Here is a 19044-nt window from a genome sequence, read left to right as displayed (position 1 = left end):
AGTTCGACCAGAAGCGCCACATTTAAGTATTCAACGGTCAACAGAACACAAAATGCCTTGCTAGCAATTTTATGATACAAAAAACCACTGACCTTGTTAAAGGCAGATTAAGGCAGAATTAAAAACAAATTAAAATGAATTGGGAGTTAAAATGGAGGAAATTTGAGAATAAAAGTACTTCCCTGCCCGATCGTAGATTCGACTTCAATACTAGCTCCCTGCATCGTTATGATGCGTTTTGTAAGTGCCAGGCCAATACCATAACCGGCCTTGCTCATTGTTTTTGAACTACGATAAAAAGTGTCAAAAACGTAAGGTAGTTCCGCAGCAGCAATCCCGGTGCCTATGTCCTTGAAAGAAATTTTGATCAGGTCTCTATCAATTTCCAGAAAAACGTTAACTGTGTTATTATCTGAATATTTACAGGCATTGTCCATCAAATTCATGAAGGCAGTTTTCAGCAGACTTTCATCGCCATACCGAAGCAGTTCTTCCTCATTTTCGGGAATCTGGCCATAGTTGATATGCACATGATATGCAGGATTTTTCTGCTGGATTGAAGCCTGCGCCTGCCACAATACTTCGTCAATCCGTATTTTTGAAAAAGTTACCCGAAAGGCATGTTCTTCTGTTCGCGCGAGTTCCAGCAATCTGCTCACAAGTTCGTTCATTTCCTTCGCCTCTTGCAGTATACCTTTCAGCGCGTCTTCATAATAACCCGTTGTTCGTGCTTTCATCAGTGTTACTTCCACCTCACTCATGATCAGCGCCAAGGGAGTCCGTAATTCATGTGAGGCGTGTGAAACAAAATTCTTTTGGGCTACAAACGCAATTTCCAGACGGTTAAGCATGAGGTTAAATGTTTGCGCAAGCAGAGCCAGTTCATCTTTTTCACGGCCAACAGTCACCTTGTCATGTAAATTTCCGGCAGAAATATTATTCACCTGCGCGATGATATCAGAAACCGGTTTGATCGCGTCCGTTGAAAATTGCCAACCCGCAACGCCTACAAGAACCAGCGAAAGTAACCAGCCGATTAATAGAATCTCCCTCAGTCTTTTCAGCTGGTCCGTACCCAGATGATCATTCGCAATCGCAACAACAACCCACGGTCTTCTGTGATCCTGTAAAATATGCCTGATTACGATGACCTCTTTTTTTGCGTGTTTGGTATGAATTTCCTTACCATTACGCGCATCAATAAGCATCTGCCGGGTTAAAACGAAGTTAAAAGTGCCGCTGTTAAAAATCACCGAGTCTGCGCCATCATAGATTGTTATCTCTTCATCGAGCAGCACTGTGTTATTTTCCTTTTCAATTTTTGCAATATCCGCCTTACTTATCCCTTTGCTTGCCTCCACCAATTGCGCAATCGTCTGACCTCTCTCATTGAGAAAAGAATAAAACTGTTTTTCCCGATATTGATCATAGAAATAGTAGATAGACAAACAAAAAAGCGCCATGATGGAGCCAACCAACATGGTAAAAAGTAGCGTCAGGCGGCTTTTGATGTTCATTCTTCTTTGAAAATATAACCCATTCCAACAACCGTATGGATCAATTTAGTATCATAATCTTTATCCACTTTTTTGCGTAAAAAGTTGATATACACATCAATAACATTGGTTCCTGTGTCAAAACGAATATCCCACACCTGCTCTGCAATATCAACCCGGGAAACAACTCTTCCACGGTTTCGCATTAAATATTCAAGCAAAGCAAATTCTTTGGCGGTCAGATCGATACGGTTTCCTCTTCTTCTCGCTACTTTTTCGTCCAGATTCAATTCCAGATCTGCCAGTTTGAGTATTTGACTGGACTGTTCCCGGTTGCTGTTTCGCTGCGAAAGAACTTTTATGCGGGCAATTAATTCTCTGAATTCAAAAGGCTTTACCAAATAGTCATCACCACCGGCTTCAAATCCATCCAACTTATCGTCGATGGTGCCTAAGGCAGTTAAAAACAAAATTGGTGTGGTCAATCCGTCGTTGCGTAGCTGCTTAGCCAGATCGTAACCGTTGACAATCGGGAGGTTTACATCTAGAACGATGACATCAAACCGATAGTTGGACGCCATTTTTTTCCCAACCTGACCATCATATGCCAACTCAACTTCCCAGGATTGTTCTTCAAGTCCACGTTTTAAAAAACCAGCCAGTTTGGGCTCGTCTTCAACAATTAATATTTTCATATCTTAACGTTCTTCTGAATATTTTCATCAAATGTGGCACAGATTTTAGACATTTCATAAAAAAAGCCACTCGATAAACCGAGTGGCCTTTTGACATATATCCACACCATTAAAGAAATTGTATCCAAGCGGATACTACCTTTAATTATTATGCAAACTATTAATTTTTCTTATTATTTAATACTTTAAAGACAAGAAATACAAAATTTTCTATAACTCAGATCAATAGTAGTCACTATCGCTTCCAGTGCCTGAACGGTCGTCAAACGCGCCAAAATCATCTTCTTCCTCGATCTGCATTCCTTTCAACGCCTTCTTGATCAGACCAATCTGCCCGGCATGATAAACGTCGTGCTGAATCACTCCATGAATCATGGTATAATACGAATAGTCTCTTCCTGGCACAAATTCTTCCAGAAAACTGTCATTTTCAAGCTTTTCCAGTTCTGAAACCAATTCTTCCTGCGACAAACTTAACTCCATCTGAATGGCCTCCCACTCGAAATCGTCAACAATCGGGATTTTCTTCCAGTCCTTATCCAGTGTTTTGATATCAAATTCCTCATCACCCTGAATTTTACGCACCGCAAAAATTCTCCATGTCGTCATGTGATAAACGATCTCCGCGATTGAGTGTGTATTTGCGCTTAATCTCAACTCGGCCATTTTAGGCGTTACATCACGCAAAGCCTCTACAACAGAAGGGCCATACCAGGCTTCCTCACTTTCATAAGTATCATTGAGTACATCTATGATCCTTAAAATTTCTTCTTTTGCTTCCATATATTTTTTTGATCTAAGCTCGAATTATCCAGGTATTTAAGATTTTTTAATATTACTAAAATAAAGCAACGAACAGGACATTGTCAAATAAAGTTCGCGGTCAGCAAATTCTATTCCTGAAAGATTTCTTTACTACTGCGTCCAGGCCGTTTGAATTTCAAATTATTTTTTCGCTTTACAACGAAATGACTTTTCAGATAGTCACTTAACAATGAGAAGGTGCGGAAATATAAAAAATAACCGCGCTAAAACGAGAAAAATAAAATGATTCAAATTTAAAATTCGTTAATCAGATAACTAAAACGCAAAGTAACGCTATGTTAAGAAAAGCATCATATTTAATTATTTCTGCCACCCTTTGGCTGACCTCATGCAGTAACGATCCGGTAAATGACTTATCTGACCTTGACTCACAGGTTTTTATAACCAACCATGATAAAAGTGCCAATTTCAAATCTTTTAAAACATTCAGCATATCAGATTCTGTAACCGTTGTACAGGACAGCAGATCGGGGACGGCACTTACTAGTATCGATCGTGATCTTTTGACACGCATTATAACTAATATGCAGAATCTTGGATATACTTATGTGGCCGTCGATAAAAAACCTGACGTGGGCCTGACAGCTGCCAGAATTACCAACACTTATTTGAATGTAGCCTCCAATCCCTATTCTTCATATTGGGGCGGATATTATGGAGGGTTTTACGGATATCCCGGGTACTATACCTACGAAACCAGTGAAAGTTATTGGGCAATTTCAATGCTGGATCTGAAAAATGCCGATAGCACGGCGGAAAGATTGAACGTCATCTGGGATGCCCAGATCCGCGGCGCCGGTCTTGGCAATCAGGATTATATTGATCAAATGGTGGATTCGGCTTTCGGACAATCCACTTATTTAAGTCTTAAATAACCCAGCGGATTCGCTTTATAAATTAACTATCACGGTTTTGCCGTGTATTTTCAATTGATTTTTAAAATGAAAAAAATAATCATAGCAGCACTCCTTTTAGCTGGAATACTTCCGGCATATGCACAGGAACAAGCACCAAAATTGTATACATTACCCTCTCCTTATGACCGTTACACGCATTATCAGGTAACAGCCAGATATACAGGAGCGATTCCGGTTGGCTCTTTTTCAAGCAATTATATTGACAAATCTTCTTTTGAAAATTATTCGATTGCATTGGAATGGGTTTTCCAAAATTCTTTCTCTGTCGGTGGCGAAGTGGGATATTCTTTTTTCAAAAAAAGGATTCCGAGAGCGACTTATCAGCAAAGCGACGGAAGTGAAATTTCTGCTGTCCAAACCAGAACACTTATGCAATATCCGATTCAGGCGTTCGCAAATTACAGTTTCGCGCCTAAGAATGCGAGGGTGCAGCCTTATGTTCAATTGAGCGCCGGTGCCAGTATTCTGGACTACACATTGTACTATGGAATTCTTGCAGACCAGCAACAAAAAATTCGTCCGACCTACGGAATTGGAGTTGGTTCTAAATTTCTGTTCAAAAAAGATGGTAACTTCGGCGCGGATATCAGGGTAAAATACCAGGGAACTTCCTACGATTACGACTATGTGGACAAAGGAGTTTCCTCAGTAAATGCCTCGGTGGGTTTGTTTTACCGTTGGTGGTAAGCAATTTTTAGCCATTACACACTTTGTTTTAATTTTCAGTTTTGCATAAAAAAAAGATTTTGTCGAAAACAACAATTATTTGGATCAGCACTGCTCTTGCCGTTTTTGTGGGAACAGGATTCTGGGCATGGAACCGGTTTGGACCTTCACAAGGTAAAACATACACTGAGATTTCAACATTACCGGTTGCGATCACGATTGATTCAGCATCCAATGCTTGTGACCTCACGGTGCGTCGATACAAACAAATTGGCAGGGAAATGCAGTTTGAGCTCGCCGCAAATGCCGGCGGACTGGCTCCATACCGCGTTGAAATTTCACAAAATGGCAAAACACAATTATTTGAAAGGGTGCCGCACCGGACTTCAATGTGGCTGACGCTCGAAAATTTGAACCTAAATGCAGGCAAAACTAAGATAAAAGTCAGCAGTCTGGGACAACCGGGCTGTGAGACGACCGCGGAATTTAACTATAATAAACGGCAGGACAGTGAAATTCTGGCTGCTGAAAAGTGGATCCGGCAAGGCAGCAAAGACAACTGGCTTGACATCCGTCCGGTTATGAAAGAAAATAAGGTTTTCCTAAAAGATTTTGCCAATTATCAGGATGGCCGCACACGGGTGATCATGATTGACAACATTGTCGTGGCTGGTCTGGAAAATGGTGTTGAAGTGCAGCCCGGTTATCTTTATACCGTCACGGCCAAGTGGATCGATGCGCCCTATAACGATTGGTGGAATCCTCTTAAAAACAGATCTCTTCGGCAGCAGAACATCTGGATTTCTCCGCAAGGTTTGAAAAAGGAAAATACAGCGCTCACAAAAATAGATATGCCTGCGTGGTTTTCTCCTTCACGCGAGGTAAATGTTCATTTCGACACACAGTTCCCGGAATTTCAGCCCATTGCCGGAAAGTTGGTGATGCATTACCGTTTAAATAATTGGGTGTCTCCACAGAATTATTTCAAGCGAGGGGTAACGCATTTGTCTGCTTTTGAAAAAGATATTCCTTACGAAAAGCTGCACTGGACAGTTCCACCAAGTTTTTTCCAGGATAAAGACCAGGCATGGTTTGGAAAATTGTCGCGGGAGGAAGTTATAAAAGCAGCAAATACGGTTCCAGGATATGGCGTGTATGCCTTTGATTTTGAGTTCTGGAATCAAAATTATCCGCCGGAAGTAAAACAGCGGCTGATATGGTTTGCTGAGCAAATCAAAAAAAGTCATCCGAAAATGAATTTGTTTGATTATTGGGGTGGAAGCGCGTACACAAATCAGCATTTTAATACGATGAGTGACAAAAAGCCAGCGAATTTCCTGAAAGACTATAAAGATCCGCATCCAAACCATTCAAATTTCGATCCATTAAAAAATGGAGAGAGCTTTCAGAAATTCTATAATATTTCGCCGACAGATGTTTATCCAAGGCCAACGTCTGTCGCTGATGAGCAGGGAAATACTCAGAATAATTTCACCTTACTTTCTGGTATACACGCCTTGCGAATCAATAAGCTGATACCATTTCAGAAAAATAATAAATCCATTTTTTACGCCTGGAACAGACATATGCCTACGTCCAGCGATCCGATCGTTCCGTGGTTTTTCCATACGACAAATCCGCAGGGAGATCTGATCATAAACCAGTTGGAAATGATGCCGGCGAGTCAGGCGCTCAGTATGTCACTTTTTTCGCTTGTTCTTTTTGATGGATACTATTTGTGGCACGATAGCCAGCCCTCGGGCCGGGGAGCGAATGCACACCGTTTTGACCCGAACGATAATGGATGGGGGAAAGAATGGTATCCGGCAGATGGAAAAACGGATGTTTCTGTTTTTTATAAAGAACAGCCAAACGGCGATTCACCACGTTATTGGGATTTCCCGACAGAGTTTTATGCTTTGGGCAACTGGATGGCAAAACAGGTCGAAGATGTCATTGTTGGCGGTAAAAATCAGGACCTGGCGTACGAATTGAACGGTACCTGGAAAGAACCTGAAACAGGTCAGGCTGCCTTGGCTGCGGATCGCAAGGAACCGTTTATTTCCGCTATTATTAAAGGAAACAAAATTGTTGTAATCGGAGTTGATTCATTTCAATCACCGGTAGCGACCAGGAAATTAAATATCCGCCTGCCTGACGGAACGAAAACTGCAATAACACTTTATGGCAACTGGCCGTCGCTGTATCGCGGGGTTCTAAAATAATATTTCAATATTAAAAAAGCGAACGGCAAACCTTTTAGAAGTTGCCGTTCGCTTTTTTTATTTTGTTTACAATCAGGATACCCGGACATAACTTCCAAGCCATTTGATATGGCTGCTTCCGTATTTTTGCATAATCTCCTGAACCGGTGCATCGTTAATATGACCGATAAATTCTACCAGAAACCAAAACCGGAATGCTGATTCACCGCGAAGCGGCCGGCTTTCTATTTTAGTAAGGTTAATTCCTCTGTCATTAAATTCTTTCAAAAATTCATATAGTACCCCCGGACGATTGGTGTTCGGCAGGTTTACGATCAATGTGGTTTTATCATCATCACTTTTCTGATTGACTACATCCTTTGAAAGGATCAGGAAACGTGTTCGGTTCTGATCATTATCTTCAATATTATCAAAAAGGATCGGAACACCGAATAAGCGCGCTGAAATGGATGAACAAATCGCAGCAGCATCCGCTTCTTCTGCTGCCATCTTGGCCGCTTTCGAAGTAGAATCCACAGAGATAAGCTCAACTCCCAAGCCTTCCAGATATTCCCCGATAAACTTGCCGCATTGCCTGAAAGCAATATCTTTCGAATAAATCCTTTTGATATCTTTCAACGAATCAGACTGCGAAGCGAATGTAAAGTGGATCGGCAGTAATACCTCCGCAACAATTGTTAATTCTTTTTCACGCAGAAAATCGGCAGTTTCAACAACAATTCCTTCCTGATTATTTTCAATGGGAACAACCCCAAACCTGGCACGACCTGTTTCTACACTTTCAAAAACGGAATGAATTGTTGGCAAAACGAGGTATTCGCTCATACCGCCGAACCGGCTTTCCGCGGCTTGGTGTGTAAAACTTCCTTCCGGCCCCAGGTAAGAAATTCTCTCCGGTAATTCCAAATTACGTGAAACGGCAAAAATTTCAAAAAAGATAGCATCAATTGCTGTGCGTGTCAACAACCCGTTGTTCCTTTTTTCGAGACGGTCCAAAATTTGCTTTTCGCGTTCCGGACGATAAATAATTGAATTGGAAGAACGTTTCAAATCTCCCACACTTTTAACCAATTCCATCCTTTCGTTTAGAATAGTCAGCAACTGATCGTCAAGTGCGTCGATACGTTCTCTTAATTGTTGTAAATCCACAAATAATCTAATTTTTCGTAATCGGTATTTTGTCTTTTCAGGCTATCAATTGCCTCTTAAATAGCAATTGCCAGCTCTTCAATATTCGTTTCAATTTTCAAATTATCAATAATAAAACGCTGACGTTCCGGCGTGTTCTTGCCCATATAATAGGTAAGCAATTTCTGAATCGAAGTTTCCTTTTGCAGGATTATCGGTTCCAGATGCATATCTTCTCCAATAAATTTCCCGAATTCTTCCGGTGATATTTCTCCAAGTCCTTTAAACCTTGTGATCTCAGGCTTGCTTCCCAGCTTGGCTATTGCCGCCTGTTTTTCGTCATCATTGTAGCAATAAAAAGTTTCCTTTTTGTTACGAACACGGAAAAGCGGAGTTTCCAGAACGTAAAGGTGCCCATTTCGAACCAGATCAGGAAAGAATTGAAGGAAAAAAGTCATGAGCAATAATCGGATATGCATACCATCCACATCCGCATCTGTGGCAATAACGATCCGGTTGAAACGTAAGTTTTCTACGCCGTTTTCAATGTCCAGCGCATGTTGAAGGAGATTAAACTCTTCATTTTCGTAGACTATTTTTTTATTTAACCCAAAGCAATTCAGCGGCTTACCTCGTAAACTGAATACTGCCTGAGTTTGTATATTTCTTGACTTAGTAATTGAACCACTTGCTGAATCACCTTCGGTAATGAACAAGGTACTCTCATGACGTAATTCATTTTTAAGGTCAGTGAAATGCAATCTGCAATCACGAAGTTTTTTGTTGTGCAGATTCGCTTTTTTCGCACGGTCATTCGCCAGCTTTTTAATACCCGCCAATTCTTTACGCTCTCTTTCCGACTGCTCGATACGCTTTTTCATTGCATCGCGCGCCTCGGGGTTCATGTGCAGATAATTGTCAAGCCTTTCCTTCACAAAATCATTTACAAAAGTCCGAATTGTTGTACTGTTTGGATCTGGCGTAATGGTATTTGAACCGAGTTTCGTTTTTGTCTGTGACTCAAAAACAGGCTCCTGCACACGAATCGCGACAGCGGCAATAATAGACGAACGAATGTCCTCAGGCGCATAATCCTTCCCAAAATGCTCACGGACCGCCTTAACAACCGCCTCCCGAAAAGCAGCCAAATGTGTTCCGCCCTGCGTGGTATACTGACCATTTACAAATGAATAATACTCTTCACCGTATTGATTGCCGTGGGTCATGGCGAATTCAATATCTTCTCCTTTCAAGTGAATTATAGGATAACGGATAGATTCCGCGTCAGATTTGCTGACAAGAAGATCCATCAGACCATTATGCGAAATGTATTTCTGTCCGTTGAAATTGATCGTCAAACCTGCGTTCAAATAACAGTAATTCCAGATCATATTATCCAGATATTGAGGAATATACCTGAAATTTTTGAAAATTATCCCGTCGGGTTCAAAAGCGATATGGGTTCCATTTCGCTGAGAAGTAACAATTTCACCGGATTCGTTGACAAGATTTCCCTGATGAAATTCAGCATTTTTCGATTTTCCTTCACGAAAAGACTGGACCTTGAAATAGTGCGAAAGCGCGTTTACAGCCTTTGTTCCTACCCCGTTCAAACCTACCGATTTTTGGAAAGCACCGGAGTCATATTTCCCGCCTGTATTTATTTTTGAAACGCAGTCGACCACCTTACCAAGCGGAATCCCCCGTCCGTAATCACGCACTTCGACACGATGTTCAGAAATTTTTATTTCAATATTTTTCCCATTTCCCATCATGTGCTCGTCAATCGAATTGTCGACGATTTCCTTGACAAGCACATAGATACCATCATCAATTGAGGAACCGTCACCCAACTTCCCAATGTACATTCCAGGTCTCAAACGAATGTGTTCTTTCCAATCCAGTGACTTTATGCTATCCTCGTCGTATTGTATGCTGGCACTATTTTCCATAATCTATGAATACTCTAGTTTGGATATTAATGAAATTAATGTTGTATTTTAATATTTTGGGTCATATATCGTTACCCTATTGTACCTTTGCTCCTGAATAAGTTTCGAGCCGATTAGTAGAAATTCTTTAAAAATAAGAAAAATCTAATTTACTTTGTCCTAAACTAGGAAAACTAAAATTCCATTTGAGCTTGATTTTAGTGCAAAAATAAGAGCTCAATTACATTTTTTTAATGAAACGGTCGCATTTCATAGTACAATAAACTTCATATGAACACATTCAAGTTGGCTAAAAATTGCAAATTTATCTTACCTTATTTTTTAAGTTTGATTATTTCTTTACCAGGCCTTTCGCAGGTTGTCGCTCCACAATCTGCACCCACTAGCGCACCTACATCAACCGGAACAAGTCAAAGTGGCTCCCAATCTGGTACTCCCCGCTCGCAATCAGGCGCACAGGGAAATCAGGGAGCTCAGCAAGGAACACAACAAGGAAACCAGCCTGCAAATTCAAATCAGCAGTCTAACCAACAAAAAGCAAGCGACGCGCAAGCCGCTGAAAAAGCAAAAGCTGCCGCTGCCGATAATAATGATCCTGATGCACCTAAGGAAGGCGCAGACCAGACTAAGATTAATACATCTACAACCGGAACACTTAGTGCCGAGGAACAGGAAAAACTTGCTTTGCGCCAGAAAATCTACGGATATTCAATTTTCGCAAACAAACAATTCGATCCAATCCCTGATTTGCAGATCGCTACACCAACCAACTACGTAGTTGGTCCTGGTGACGAATTGAATATTTACCTATATAACTATGCGGAAGCAACTTACAAAACAATTGTGAGTCGCGACGGGTTTATAACCATTGAACGTCTGGGTAATATAAATGTAAGCGGAAGAACCATTGAAGAAGTAAGAAAAATACTTATCGATAAATTCTCAAAATTCACCCCGGGGCTTATCGGAACTAATGGTGAAACGGCCAGAACAAAATTAATGGTAACGCTGGGCGCTATCAGGAATGTAAAAGTCTTTGTTACCGGAGAAGTTATCAATCCTGGAACGTACGAAATTACCTCCCTTGCTTCTGCTTTCAACGCGCTTTATCAGGCAGGTGGGCCAAACGAAATCGGTTCATTCCGTGACGTGCGTGTTGTTCGTGCAGGAAAAGTGATTTCTCACCTTGACATATACGATTATCTTGTTAATGGTAAAATTGACGGCGATATCCGCGTTCAGGACAATGATAACGTCGTTGTCGGCTATTATAAAAAACGTGTTGAAATTACCGGGATGGTAAAAAGACAGGGGATTTATGAATTGAAAGAAGAAGAAAAGCTGGCTGACGTACTTAAATATGCGGGTGGTTTCAATGACAATGCATATAAAGCACGTGTTAAAATTGACAGGATTACAGCAAAAGAAAGAAAAATTGTAGACGTCCCTCAGGAAGAATACGCAACAGCAGAAGTTTCAACTGGTGACTTGATCAACGTTGAGACTATCCTTGACCGTGTTGAAAATATCGTAACCATTGAAGGTGCCGTAATGCGCCAGGGAAGATATTCGCTTGATAATAGCGGCACTTTGAAAAAATTAATTGAAAGTGCGCAGGGGCTTCGTGAAGATGCTTTTACTGGCAGGATCTCTGTTTTAAGAACAAAACCTGATTTAACTATTGAAAGTATCCAGCTTAACCTTGCTGATGTTTTAAACAACAACGTTCCTGACCTCGTGCTTACGCGCCTTGATCAGGTTGTGATTCCGTCGAAATTTGATATGGCACAGTCTGCCATTGTAACCGTTGAAGGTGAAGTGAACAATCCTAGATTCGGAGAAAATGATGGCAAATATCCTTATGTTGCTAACATGACTTTGGAAGATGTCCTTGTAAAAGCAGGTGGTTTTAAAGAGTCAGCTTTTACAACAGAAGTTGAAGTAATCAGAAGAAAAAGAAACAGTATACCTGGTGCCGCAAATGCGCAGATTGCTGAAACTTTCAAGTTCAATGTAAATCGTGACCTTTCAATCGGAAACAAGGAAAGTAATTTCGTGCTTCTGCCATTTGACCAGGTTATAGTTAGAAAATCGCCAAATTATGTAGAACAGCAGTCTGTTTTTCTTGAAGGTGAAATTCTGGTTCCGGGGTCTTATACCATTATCAACAAGAGTGACAAGATCAGCGATATCATTAAAAGATCAGGTGGATTGACTGAACTCGCGTACCCGGAAGGAGCAACGTTGTTGAGAAGAACTTTTGTGAAAAATATTGCGGCGCCGACCGACTTTACCGAAGAAGAAGCAACGCAGGAAAGCATCAAAGAAGGAAAGATTACCGGTGACCTGTCAAACGTAAGGGAAGAGTCGATCGGAATCAAGCTGAGTAATATCATGAAGAACCCGGGATCTTTCGAAGACCTTGTTGTACAGGAAGGTGATATTATCCGGATTCCTAAAAGACTTGAAACGGTTCAGGTTACAGGTGAAGTGCTTTATCCTAATACTGTTAAATACGGCAAAGGATTATCATTCATTGATTATATCTCATACTCGGGAGGATTTACTACGAGATCACTCCGTAAAAGCTCATACATCAAATACCCGAACGGATCGGTTGATCGTACCAGAAAATTCATGTTCTTCAATGTATATCCAAAAGTGCAGCCAGGATCAGAGATTTTCGTGCCAGTTAGAGGCGCTCCTTCACTGACTCCGCAACAGGCTATTCAGACAACGATTGGTGTGTTGAGCTCGGTAATGACGCTTATTGTAACTATTCTGGCCTTCCGTACTTTAAATTAAAAAATTAAATATAATGTCGAATACGACTAATCAAGCTGAGGAACAAATTACCCCCAGGGAAGTAATTTTAAAAGTAGTTGAGGCAAAAAATGCGGTTGTAAAAAGCTGGAAAATCATTCTTCTTTTTATTATACTAGGGGTAGGCATTGGTTATGCAATGGATCTATACCTGATTAAACCAAACTCGTATGAAGCGACGATCGTCTTCAACATGGGCGGCGGTACATCTCCTAATGATATGGGGAACCTTGCCGGGCTATTTGGTATGGGCGGTGGAGCAACTGATGCGAATATTTTCACGGGAGATAACTTCTTTTATTTCGTTAAATCCCGTCCCGTGATGGAAAGAACATTGATGAAGATGGTGGACGTGCATGGAAAAAAAGTCATTCTCGCCAACTTTGTAATTGATTCAAGTGGAATTAAAGAGGATGAATGGGACGGAAGAAACGATGTACAAGGCTTCCATTTTACACAGCAAAATCTGGATTCTTTGAAGGGACAGGGACGTACGGTTTTAAACGAACTTGTACTTAAAATGAAAGGTACAACAGAGATCGGTGTACTGGAACGTAAGTCTTCTTTTATATCCCTGACTGCCACCATTCAAAACGAAACGCTTGCAGCTCTTTGGGCTAAAACTTTGCTTAAAACGGTTGAAGAAGTTTATACCGAAAAACAAACAAAAAAATCTCTGACGACGTTGAGATTATTGGAACGCCGCGCAGATTCCCTTGCTTATATTCTGGGTAAAAGTGAACACAGATTGGCGAGAGAAATGGATTACAGTACGCAGTTAATTGTTCCGGAAGCAAAGATTTCTGTTAACAAACTTGAAAGAAATAACAGTTTCCTGCAACAACTATATTATGAAGCTGTCGGAAATGCGGAGAAAATGCGGGTATCTCTTGTAAAAGAAGCTCCACTTTTCACTTTGATTGAAGATGTTAAAGTACCCCTGGATTTAAAATCCGAAAGCAAGAAAAGAGCAAAGATTGGAGCACTTGTTGGTTTGATGCTTGCGCTGATCTACGTATATGTTAAAAGTATATACAGAGCTATTTTGGACGACACTACTCAACTGCCAGCAAAGGCGTAAATAATGCAGCACACAACTACAATTAAGGCCGGAGGATCGGAAAAGGATTACTGGAAGGATTTATGGAAGAATAAACAATTGTTGATAATCCTTTCCAAAAGAGATATATCAGTTCGTTACAAACAAACACTATTAGGAGTTGCCTGGAGTGTGTTGCGGCCTATCATGACAATGACCGTTATGGTCTTCGTTTTTAGTTATGTCGCTAAATTAAAGGGTGATGAAGGAATACCCTACCCACTGATGGTTTTATGCGGAATTACAATCTGGACGTTTTTTGCCAATACTTTTTCTCAGATCAGCAGCAGTATCCTTATTAACTCTAATCTGGTATCTAAAGTATACTTCCCCAGGTTACTTATGCCGCTAAGTTCGGTAGCCGTAGGTTTTGTCGATTTTTTAATAACACTTGGAATCTTCCTTATCCTAACGGTATTTTTCAACCACCCGCTTAGCTGGAACATTATTTATCTGCCTGCATTTTTATTGCTCGCCTTTATTACATCGATGGGTTTCGGCCTCTTCTTTGCTGTTTTAAATGTGCGTTTCAGAGATATCGGACAACTAATTCCTTTCATCGTTCAGGTGGGTTTTTATGTTTGTCCAATCGCTTACAGCAGCAGACTTGCACAAGGCACGTGGTATGAAAAATATTACAATTTGAACCCAATGGTTGGGATTATTGATGGTTTTAAATGGTGTCTGTTGGGCGACAAGGCTTATTTTAATCCCAACAGCGTGTACTCCACTGCAATAATTTCAGTTGTTATTCTGATATTATCCTTAATTTACTTTCGTAAAAAGGAAAATACCTTCGTAGATCATATTTAGAAACTGTTACTTTTGGCCATGTCTGTAATCACAGCTGAAAATATCAGCAAGAAATATATTATTGACCACAAGCATAAGGCTGGTGGTCCTACAACTTTTCGCGACGTTGTCAGCGATTTGTTTTCCCGCAAAACTTCCCATTCTGACTATACCGAAAAAGAAGAATTCTGGGCGCTTAAAGATGTAAATTTCACAATTGACCAAGGCGACCGCATCGGGATCGTTGGACATAATGGTGCTGGTAAATCCACACTGTTGAAAATTTTAAGCCGTATCACAGAACCAAGCACCGGACAAATCACAATTGATGGCCGCGTTGCAAGTTTACTTGAAGTTGGTACAGGTTTTCATCCGGAGCTGACAGGAAGAGAAAATATTTATCTTAACGGCGCTATTCTTGGAATGGCGAAAAGAGAAATTAAGGAATCCTTCGACGCAATTGTTGATTTTGCAGGCGTTGAAAAATTTCTTGATACGCCTGTTAAACGTTATTCTTCCGGTATGTATGTGCGTCTTGGCTTTGCTATTGCTGCGCATTTAAATCCGGAGATATTAATTGTGGATGAGGTACTGGCCGTTGGTGATACTGAATTCCAGAAGAAATGTCTTGGAAAGATGCGGGATGTTTCAGAAAGTGGAAGAACCCTTCTGTTTGTAAGCCACAACCTGACAGCAATCCAGGCGCTTTGTAATAAATCCTTCTATTTTGAAAAAGGACAATTGATTGATCAGGGTGAAACCACTCATATTGTTACCAATTATCTGAGCAAAGTTTCTCACAAGAGAATGGAGCGTCATTGGGACGATGTAAATCAGGCTCCCGGTAATGATCAGGTTCGAATCAAGAGTTTCAGACTGCTTGCAGAATATCAGGACAACCTGATGCACATTGACGTGAGAACGCCGATGAACTTCCAATTTGAATTCTGGAATATGGAAGAAGGTGCTAATCTGAATTTAAGTATGCACCTTTACACCTTCACGGGTGAATGTATCTTCAACGTGGGAACAGAATCCCAGCAATTTGGGAAGGGACTTGTCACAGGGGTTTGTGAAATTCCGGGACATTTCCTGAATGATGGATCTTATGTTGTTTCCATGATGATTGTAAAAGATACCAGTACGGTGGTTTACAACATGGAAGAGGCACTTATTTTTGATATCGAGGACTATCGTGAAAACGTGACCTGGTATGGAAAATGGCCTGGTTATATCCGCCCTAAACTTAATTTTTCTATTAGACAAACTGAACACCTGGTGAATGATTAACGTCACGAAAGCATATTTACCCGACCAGGAACAATATATCAAATACGTTCGTGAGATTTGGGATCGTGGGTACCTGACCAATAATGGTCCTTTGGTGCAGGAGCTGGAAGCCAAATTGAAGGAATATCTCAACGTAGATTATCTTTATTTTTGTGGTAACGGAACAATCGTTCTTCAGATTGCCATGAAGGCTCTGGAGATTAAAGGCGATGTGATCACAACTCCATTTTCGTATTGTGCAACCACCAATGTAATTATCTGGGAAAACTGCACACCCGTTTTTGTAGATATTGATCCTGAAACTTTCAATATCAATGCAAATCTGATTGAAGCTGCGATCACGCCGGAAACAACTGCAATTCTTGCTACGCACGTTTATGGAAATCCATGCGACGTAGAAAAAATTGAAGAAGTTGCTAAAAAGCATAATCTTAAAGTGATTTACGACGGTGCGCATGCTTTTGGTGTCACGTTCAAAGGAAGATCATTGTTTTCTTATGGTGATTTAAGTACGTGCAGTTTCCACGCAACCAAGGTATTCCATACCATTGAAGGAGGAGCGTTGATATCCAATCATCCCGAACTTGATAAAGAACTTCATCTTTTGCGCGCCTTCGGCCACAAAGGTGATGAAGAATATTATTTTGCCGGAATAAATGGTAAAAACTCGGAATTCCATGCTGCGATGGGACTTTGTAACTTGCCAAACGTCCCGGATATCATTGCGGCACGGAAAGAAATTTTTGACGGTTATGACAGTTTCCTGAATTGGGATATACTTTCAAAACCGAAGATCAGCCCTGATATAGAATACAATTATGCCTATTATCCTGTTGTTTTCCCGTCTGAAAAAGTATTGAGAAATGTTCAGCAGGCGCTTGCAGCAGAAGACATAATACCTCGAAGATATTTTTATCCATCGCTCAACACATTGGCTTTCATGCCGAAACACATATCCTGCCCGGTCTCGGAGGATATGTCCGAAAGAGTGTTAAGTTTGCCACTTTATGTTGGCCTGCCTCTTCCGGATGTAGAGCGAATCAGTAAAATCATCAACGGTCATTTATCACCATAGTCTCATGGCTATTCTCTATTTACTTTCTTTTTTTCTGTTTTTATATAGTGTTGGTTATACTGCAAAAAAAATAACACAACCATCACTTACCGAATGGCTCATCACATCATTTGTTCTTTTCACTGGAAGCATAATCCCAACAGGGTTTGTGCTTTCAGCATTGGACCTCACCGCTAACACACCCGCCTGGATCGTTGGCACCTTCATCGTAATTGCGCTGCATTTCACCCTCTGGACAAGACTCTTTCCACAGCAGCAGGCATTTTCAGTTCGCCAGATAATAGGTAACCGGATCGGAACATTTAAATTATGGATGCGGGAGTTATCTCCTTATCTCAAATTTATTTTCCTGGCGATGTTTGGCACATTAGCCATCGTTGGCATTACCAATCTGATTCTTGTTATTTTCACTGTTCCAAACGAATGGGATAGTATGACCGGGCACCTCAACCGCGCCGTTCGTTACATCCAGCGGGGAACAATGGAGCATTTTGGCGGCACAAACTGGAACATGGATACGTATCCCAAAAGTGTTACCACCATCCAGATTTATTCTTACCTGGTTACCGGAAAAGTTGAGAATGCTTTCAAAATTATCCATCATCTTTCATATTGGATTACGCTAATCTCTGTTTTCGGGATCGCGCAACGTATCGGCAGAAATCTTTCGGCAAGTTTTTTCTGTGCATTGGCTTACGGAATGTTTCTGGACTTTTTGATGCAGGCTGTCACGACCGAAACCGATATCGTACTTACTGCCTATCTTAGTTGTCTGCTTTATTTTATTTTCACCTTTTACAACACACGCGAAAACCGGTATCTCTATTTGATAGGTATGGTCTTCGGAATTGTTTTTGGTCATAAAATAACTTTTGCATTTTTGCTCCCGTCGGTTTTTGTGATCATGATTTACGCCATCTTCATCTCGCCGAATTTTAAAGTGTTTTTTGATCGTGTAATCCGACTTGCCATTGCAATATTTCTGTCTGTTTTGATTTACACTTTACCGACAGGTTATATAAAAAACATACAGGTTTTTGGCCATCCAATTGGCCCTCCTACTGCTTTAAAACATCAATCTGTTGAAAGATTCGGAACGCCCGCAAATCTTGCCAAACAAGGAACCCGAAATGTGATCCGCTATGCTTATGACTTTTTCAACCTGGATGGGATACGTAATGCGCAGTGGGGTTACGATTTGAATACGCAGATTCGCAAACCGATTATCTTTTTAGAAGATAAACTGAATTTACGGCTTGACGAGGAGACTGTATATGCCATCGTTCCTTTCACCTTCCAGAGAAGATTCGACTTTTACAATGCCAATCCTTACTGGGGTGTCTTTGGTTTTGCGCTGATATTACCTTTAATATTCCTTGTTTTTTTCAGAGTATTCTGGTCCAGGGTTCACTGGTTTCTGGCTCTGGCCTTTGTACTGGATTATATGGCCATTTCTTACACGGCTGTTTACGATCCTTTCAAAGGAAGATATTTCATAGAACCTGGTTTGTTCGGTGTTCTATTTTTACTGCTGCTTTTCTCAAATCATCGCCTATCGATCATTAAGCCGCGTAGAAAAATTTGGAAGGGTTATGTGTTAATGATTGTTTTGCTGGGATGCACTTCCGCTTTGATGTCTGTATTCCTGAATGTTCGTTGCCTGCCGTTTGGTGTTTATGGACATGAGTCTGCACTGAAAATGGATCGTATCCAGTTCCAGACTTTCGCGAGACCGGATATTACCAAACCTTATTTGGCGTACGATTCGATTGTTCCGCAAGACGCGACAGTCGCCCTTGCTACGATCAACGATGATTTCGAATATCCTTTATACGGAGCAAAACTGACCAGAAAACTGATATCAATTAATCCGTTTGAAAAGGGTTTACAACCGATTCCGGAGGAAGCTGATTATTTGTTTTATGCAAGAAGCGTAATAAACGATACGACGAAAATCAAAGCATTGCCAACGGATCTAAGATTAGGGACAGATACGACCATGAAACATCTGATCGTAAAAGGTGAGGATTATTACCTCAGAAGGTTGAAATAATAAACAGT

The 19044-nt window shown here is 40.8% G+C and carries 14 protein-coding genes; 9 read left to right on the top strand and 5 right to left on the bottom strand.

Annotated features, from left to right (window positions below; genetic code table 11):
* Positions 1-146: 146 nt before the first annotated feature.
* From L0657_RS11540 to L0657_RS11530, 3 genes are all read right to left on the bottom strand, one after another.
* Positions 147-1517 (bottom strand): HAMP domain-containing sensor histidine kinase, encoded by a 1371-nt coding sequence (locus L0657_RS11540; protein WP_235150953.1) that lies wholly within the window; start codon positions 1515-1517, stop codon positions 147-149.
* A complete protein-coding gene (locus tag L0657_RS11535) occupies positions 1514-2191 on the bottom strand; it encodes a response regulator transcription factor (RefSeq protein WP_235150952.1) in 678 nt (225 codons plus the stop codon). The genes L0657_RS11540 and L0657_RS11535 overlap by 4 nt, the downstream gene beginning before the upstream one ends.
* A gap of 222 nt (positions 2192-2413) precedes the next feature.
* On the bottom strand, positions 2414-2974 hold the full coding sequence (locus L0657_RS11530) for a DinB family protein (RefSeq protein ID WP_235150951.1): 561 nt from the start codon (positions 2972-2974) through the stop codon (positions 2414-2416).
* Between the two features lie 317 nt (positions 2975-3291).
* Here L0657_RS11530 and L0657_RS11525 point away from each other — a divergent pair, with 317 nt between their 5' ends.
* The 3 genes from L0657_RS11525 (at position 3292) to L0657_RS11515 (ending at position 6824) form a co-directional block, all read left to right on the top strand.
* Positions 3292-3891, top strand: coding sequence for a DUF4136 domain-containing protein (locus L0657_RS11525; protein ID WP_235150950.1), 600 nt, complete (start codon positions 3292-3294; stop codon positions 3889-3891).
* A 66-nt stretch (positions 3892-3957) separates the two neighbouring features.
* Positions 3958-4620 carry a hypothetical protein gene (locus L0657_RS11520; protein WP_235150949.1) on the top strand — a complete coding sequence of 221 codons (663 nt, stop codon included), beginning with the start codon at positions 3958-3960 and terminating at the stop codon, positions 4618-4620.
* Positions 4621-4679: 59 nt separating this feature from the next.
* Complete coding sequence (locus L0657_RS11515) at positions 4680-6824, top strand: hypothetical protein (protein ID WP_235150948.1); 2145 nt, start codon at positions 4680-4682, stop codon at positions 6822-6824.
* A 72-nt stretch (positions 6825-6896) separates the two neighbouring features.
* Here L0657_RS11515 and pheA read toward each other — a convergent pair whose 3' ends face one another.
* Both pheA and L0657_RS11505 read right to left on the bottom strand, forming a co-directional pair.
* Positions 6897-7973: a prephenate dehydratase gene (gene pheA / locus L0657_RS11510; RefSeq protein WP_235150947.1), complete on the bottom strand. Its 1077-nt coding sequence runs from the start codon at positions 7971-7973 to the stop codon at positions 6897-6899.
* A gap of 56 nt (positions 7974-8029) precedes the next feature.
* Positions 8030-9904 (bottom strand): DNA topoisomerase IV subunit B, encoded by a 1875-nt coding sequence (locus L0657_RS11505; protein ID WP_235150946.1) that lies wholly within the window; start codon positions 9902-9904, stop codon positions 8030-8032.
* A 270-nt stretch (positions 9905-10174) separates the two neighbouring features.
* Here L0657_RS11505 and L0657_RS11500 point away from each other — a divergent pair, with 270 nt between their 5' ends.
* The 6 genes from L0657_RS11500 to L0657_RS11475 are packed head-to-tail and all read left to right on the top strand — an operon-like array spanning position 10175 to position 19036.
* Complete coding sequence (locus L0657_RS11500) at positions 10175-12709, top strand: SLBB domain-containing protein (protein WP_235150945.1); 2535 nt, start codon at positions 10175-10177, stop codon at positions 12707-12709.
* A 13-nt stretch (positions 12710-12722) separates the two neighbouring features.
* Positions 12723-13808 carry a hypothetical protein gene (locus L0657_RS11495; RefSeq protein ID WP_235150944.1) on the top strand — a complete coding sequence of 362 codons (1086 nt, stop codon included), beginning with the start codon at positions 12723-12725 and terminating at the stop codon, positions 13806-13808.
* Between the two features lie 3 nt (positions 13809-13811).
* Positions 13812-14639, top strand: a complete 828-nt coding sequence (locus tag L0657_RS11490) for an ABC transporter permease (protein ID WP_235150943.1) — start codon at positions 13812-13814, stop codon at positions 14637-14639.
* An 18-nt stretch (positions 14640-14657) separates the two neighbouring features.
* Positions 14658-15908, top strand: coding sequence for an ABC transporter ATP-binding protein (locus L0657_RS11485; RefSeq protein ID WP_235150942.1), 1251 nt, complete (start codon positions 14658-14660; stop codon positions 15906-15908).
* Positions 15901-16983, top strand: a complete 1083-nt coding sequence (locus L0657_RS11480) for a DegT/DnrJ/EryC1/StrS aminotransferase family protein (protein WP_235150941.1) — start codon at positions 15901-15903, stop codon at positions 16981-16983. The genes L0657_RS11485 and L0657_RS11480 overlap by 8 nt, the downstream gene beginning before the upstream one ends.
* A gap of 4 nt (positions 16984-16987) precedes the next feature.
* Entirely contained in the window at positions 16988-19036 is a 2049-nt protein-coding gene (locus L0657_RS11475) for a glycosyltransferase family 39 protein (protein WP_235150940.1), read from the top strand.
* Positions 19037-19044: the final 8 nt, after the last annotated feature.

The organism is Dyadobacter sp. CY345 (assembly GCF_021502725.1).
Taxonomy (GTDB): Bacteria; Bacteroidota; Bacteroidia; order Cytophagales; family Spirosomataceae; genus Dyadobacter.
The sequence above is the reverse complement of the archived record's forward strand: the minus strand, read 5'-3'. Positions and strand labels throughout refer to the sequence as shown.

Coding starts and splice junctions, on each gene's coding strand:
- L0657_RS11525 (WP_235150950.1), top strand. CDS start 3,292: ATGTTAAGAAAAGCATCATATTTAATTATTTCTGCCACCCTTTGGCTG.
- L0657_RS11480 (WP_235150941.1), top strand. CDS start 15,901: ATGATTAACGTCACGAAAGCATATTTACCCGACCAGGAACAATATATC.
- L0657_RS11475 (WP_235150940.1), top strand. CDS start 16,988: ATGGCTATTCTCTATTTACTTTCTTTTTTTCTGTTTTTATATAGTGTT.
- L0657_RS11520 (WP_235150949.1), top strand. CDS start 3,958: ATGAAAAAAATAATCATAGCAGCACTCCTTTTAGCTGGAATACTTCCG.
- L0657_RS11485 (WP_235150942.1), top strand. CDS start 14,658: ATGTCTGTAATCACAGCTGAAAATATCAGCAAGAAATATATTATTGAC.
- L0657_RS11540 (WP_235150953.1), bottom strand. CDS start 1,517: ATGAACATCAAAAGCCGCCTGACGCTACTTTTTACCATGTTGGTTGGC.
- L0657_RS11535 (WP_235150952.1), bottom strand. CDS start 2,191: ATGAAAATATTAATTGTTGAAGACGAGCCCAAACTGGCTGGTTTTTTA.
- L0657_RS11490 (WP_235150943.1), top strand. CDS start 13,812: ATGCAGCACACAACTACAATTAAGGCCGGAGGATCGGAAAAGGATTAC.
- L0657_RS11495 (WP_235150944.1), top strand. CDS start 12,723: ATGTCGAATACGACTAATCAAGCTGAGGAACAAATTACCCCCAGGGAA.
- L0657_RS11505 (WP_235150946.1), bottom strand. CDS start 9,904: ATGGAAAATAGTGCCAGCATACAATACGACGAGGATAGCATAAAGTCA.
- L0657_RS11530 (WP_235150951.1), bottom strand. CDS start 2,974: ATGGAAGCAAAAGAAGAAATTTTAAGGATCATAGATGTACTCAATGAT.
- L0657_RS11500 (WP_235150945.1), top strand. CDS start 10,175: ATGAACACATTCAAGTTGGCTAAAAATTGCAAATTTATCTTACCTTAT.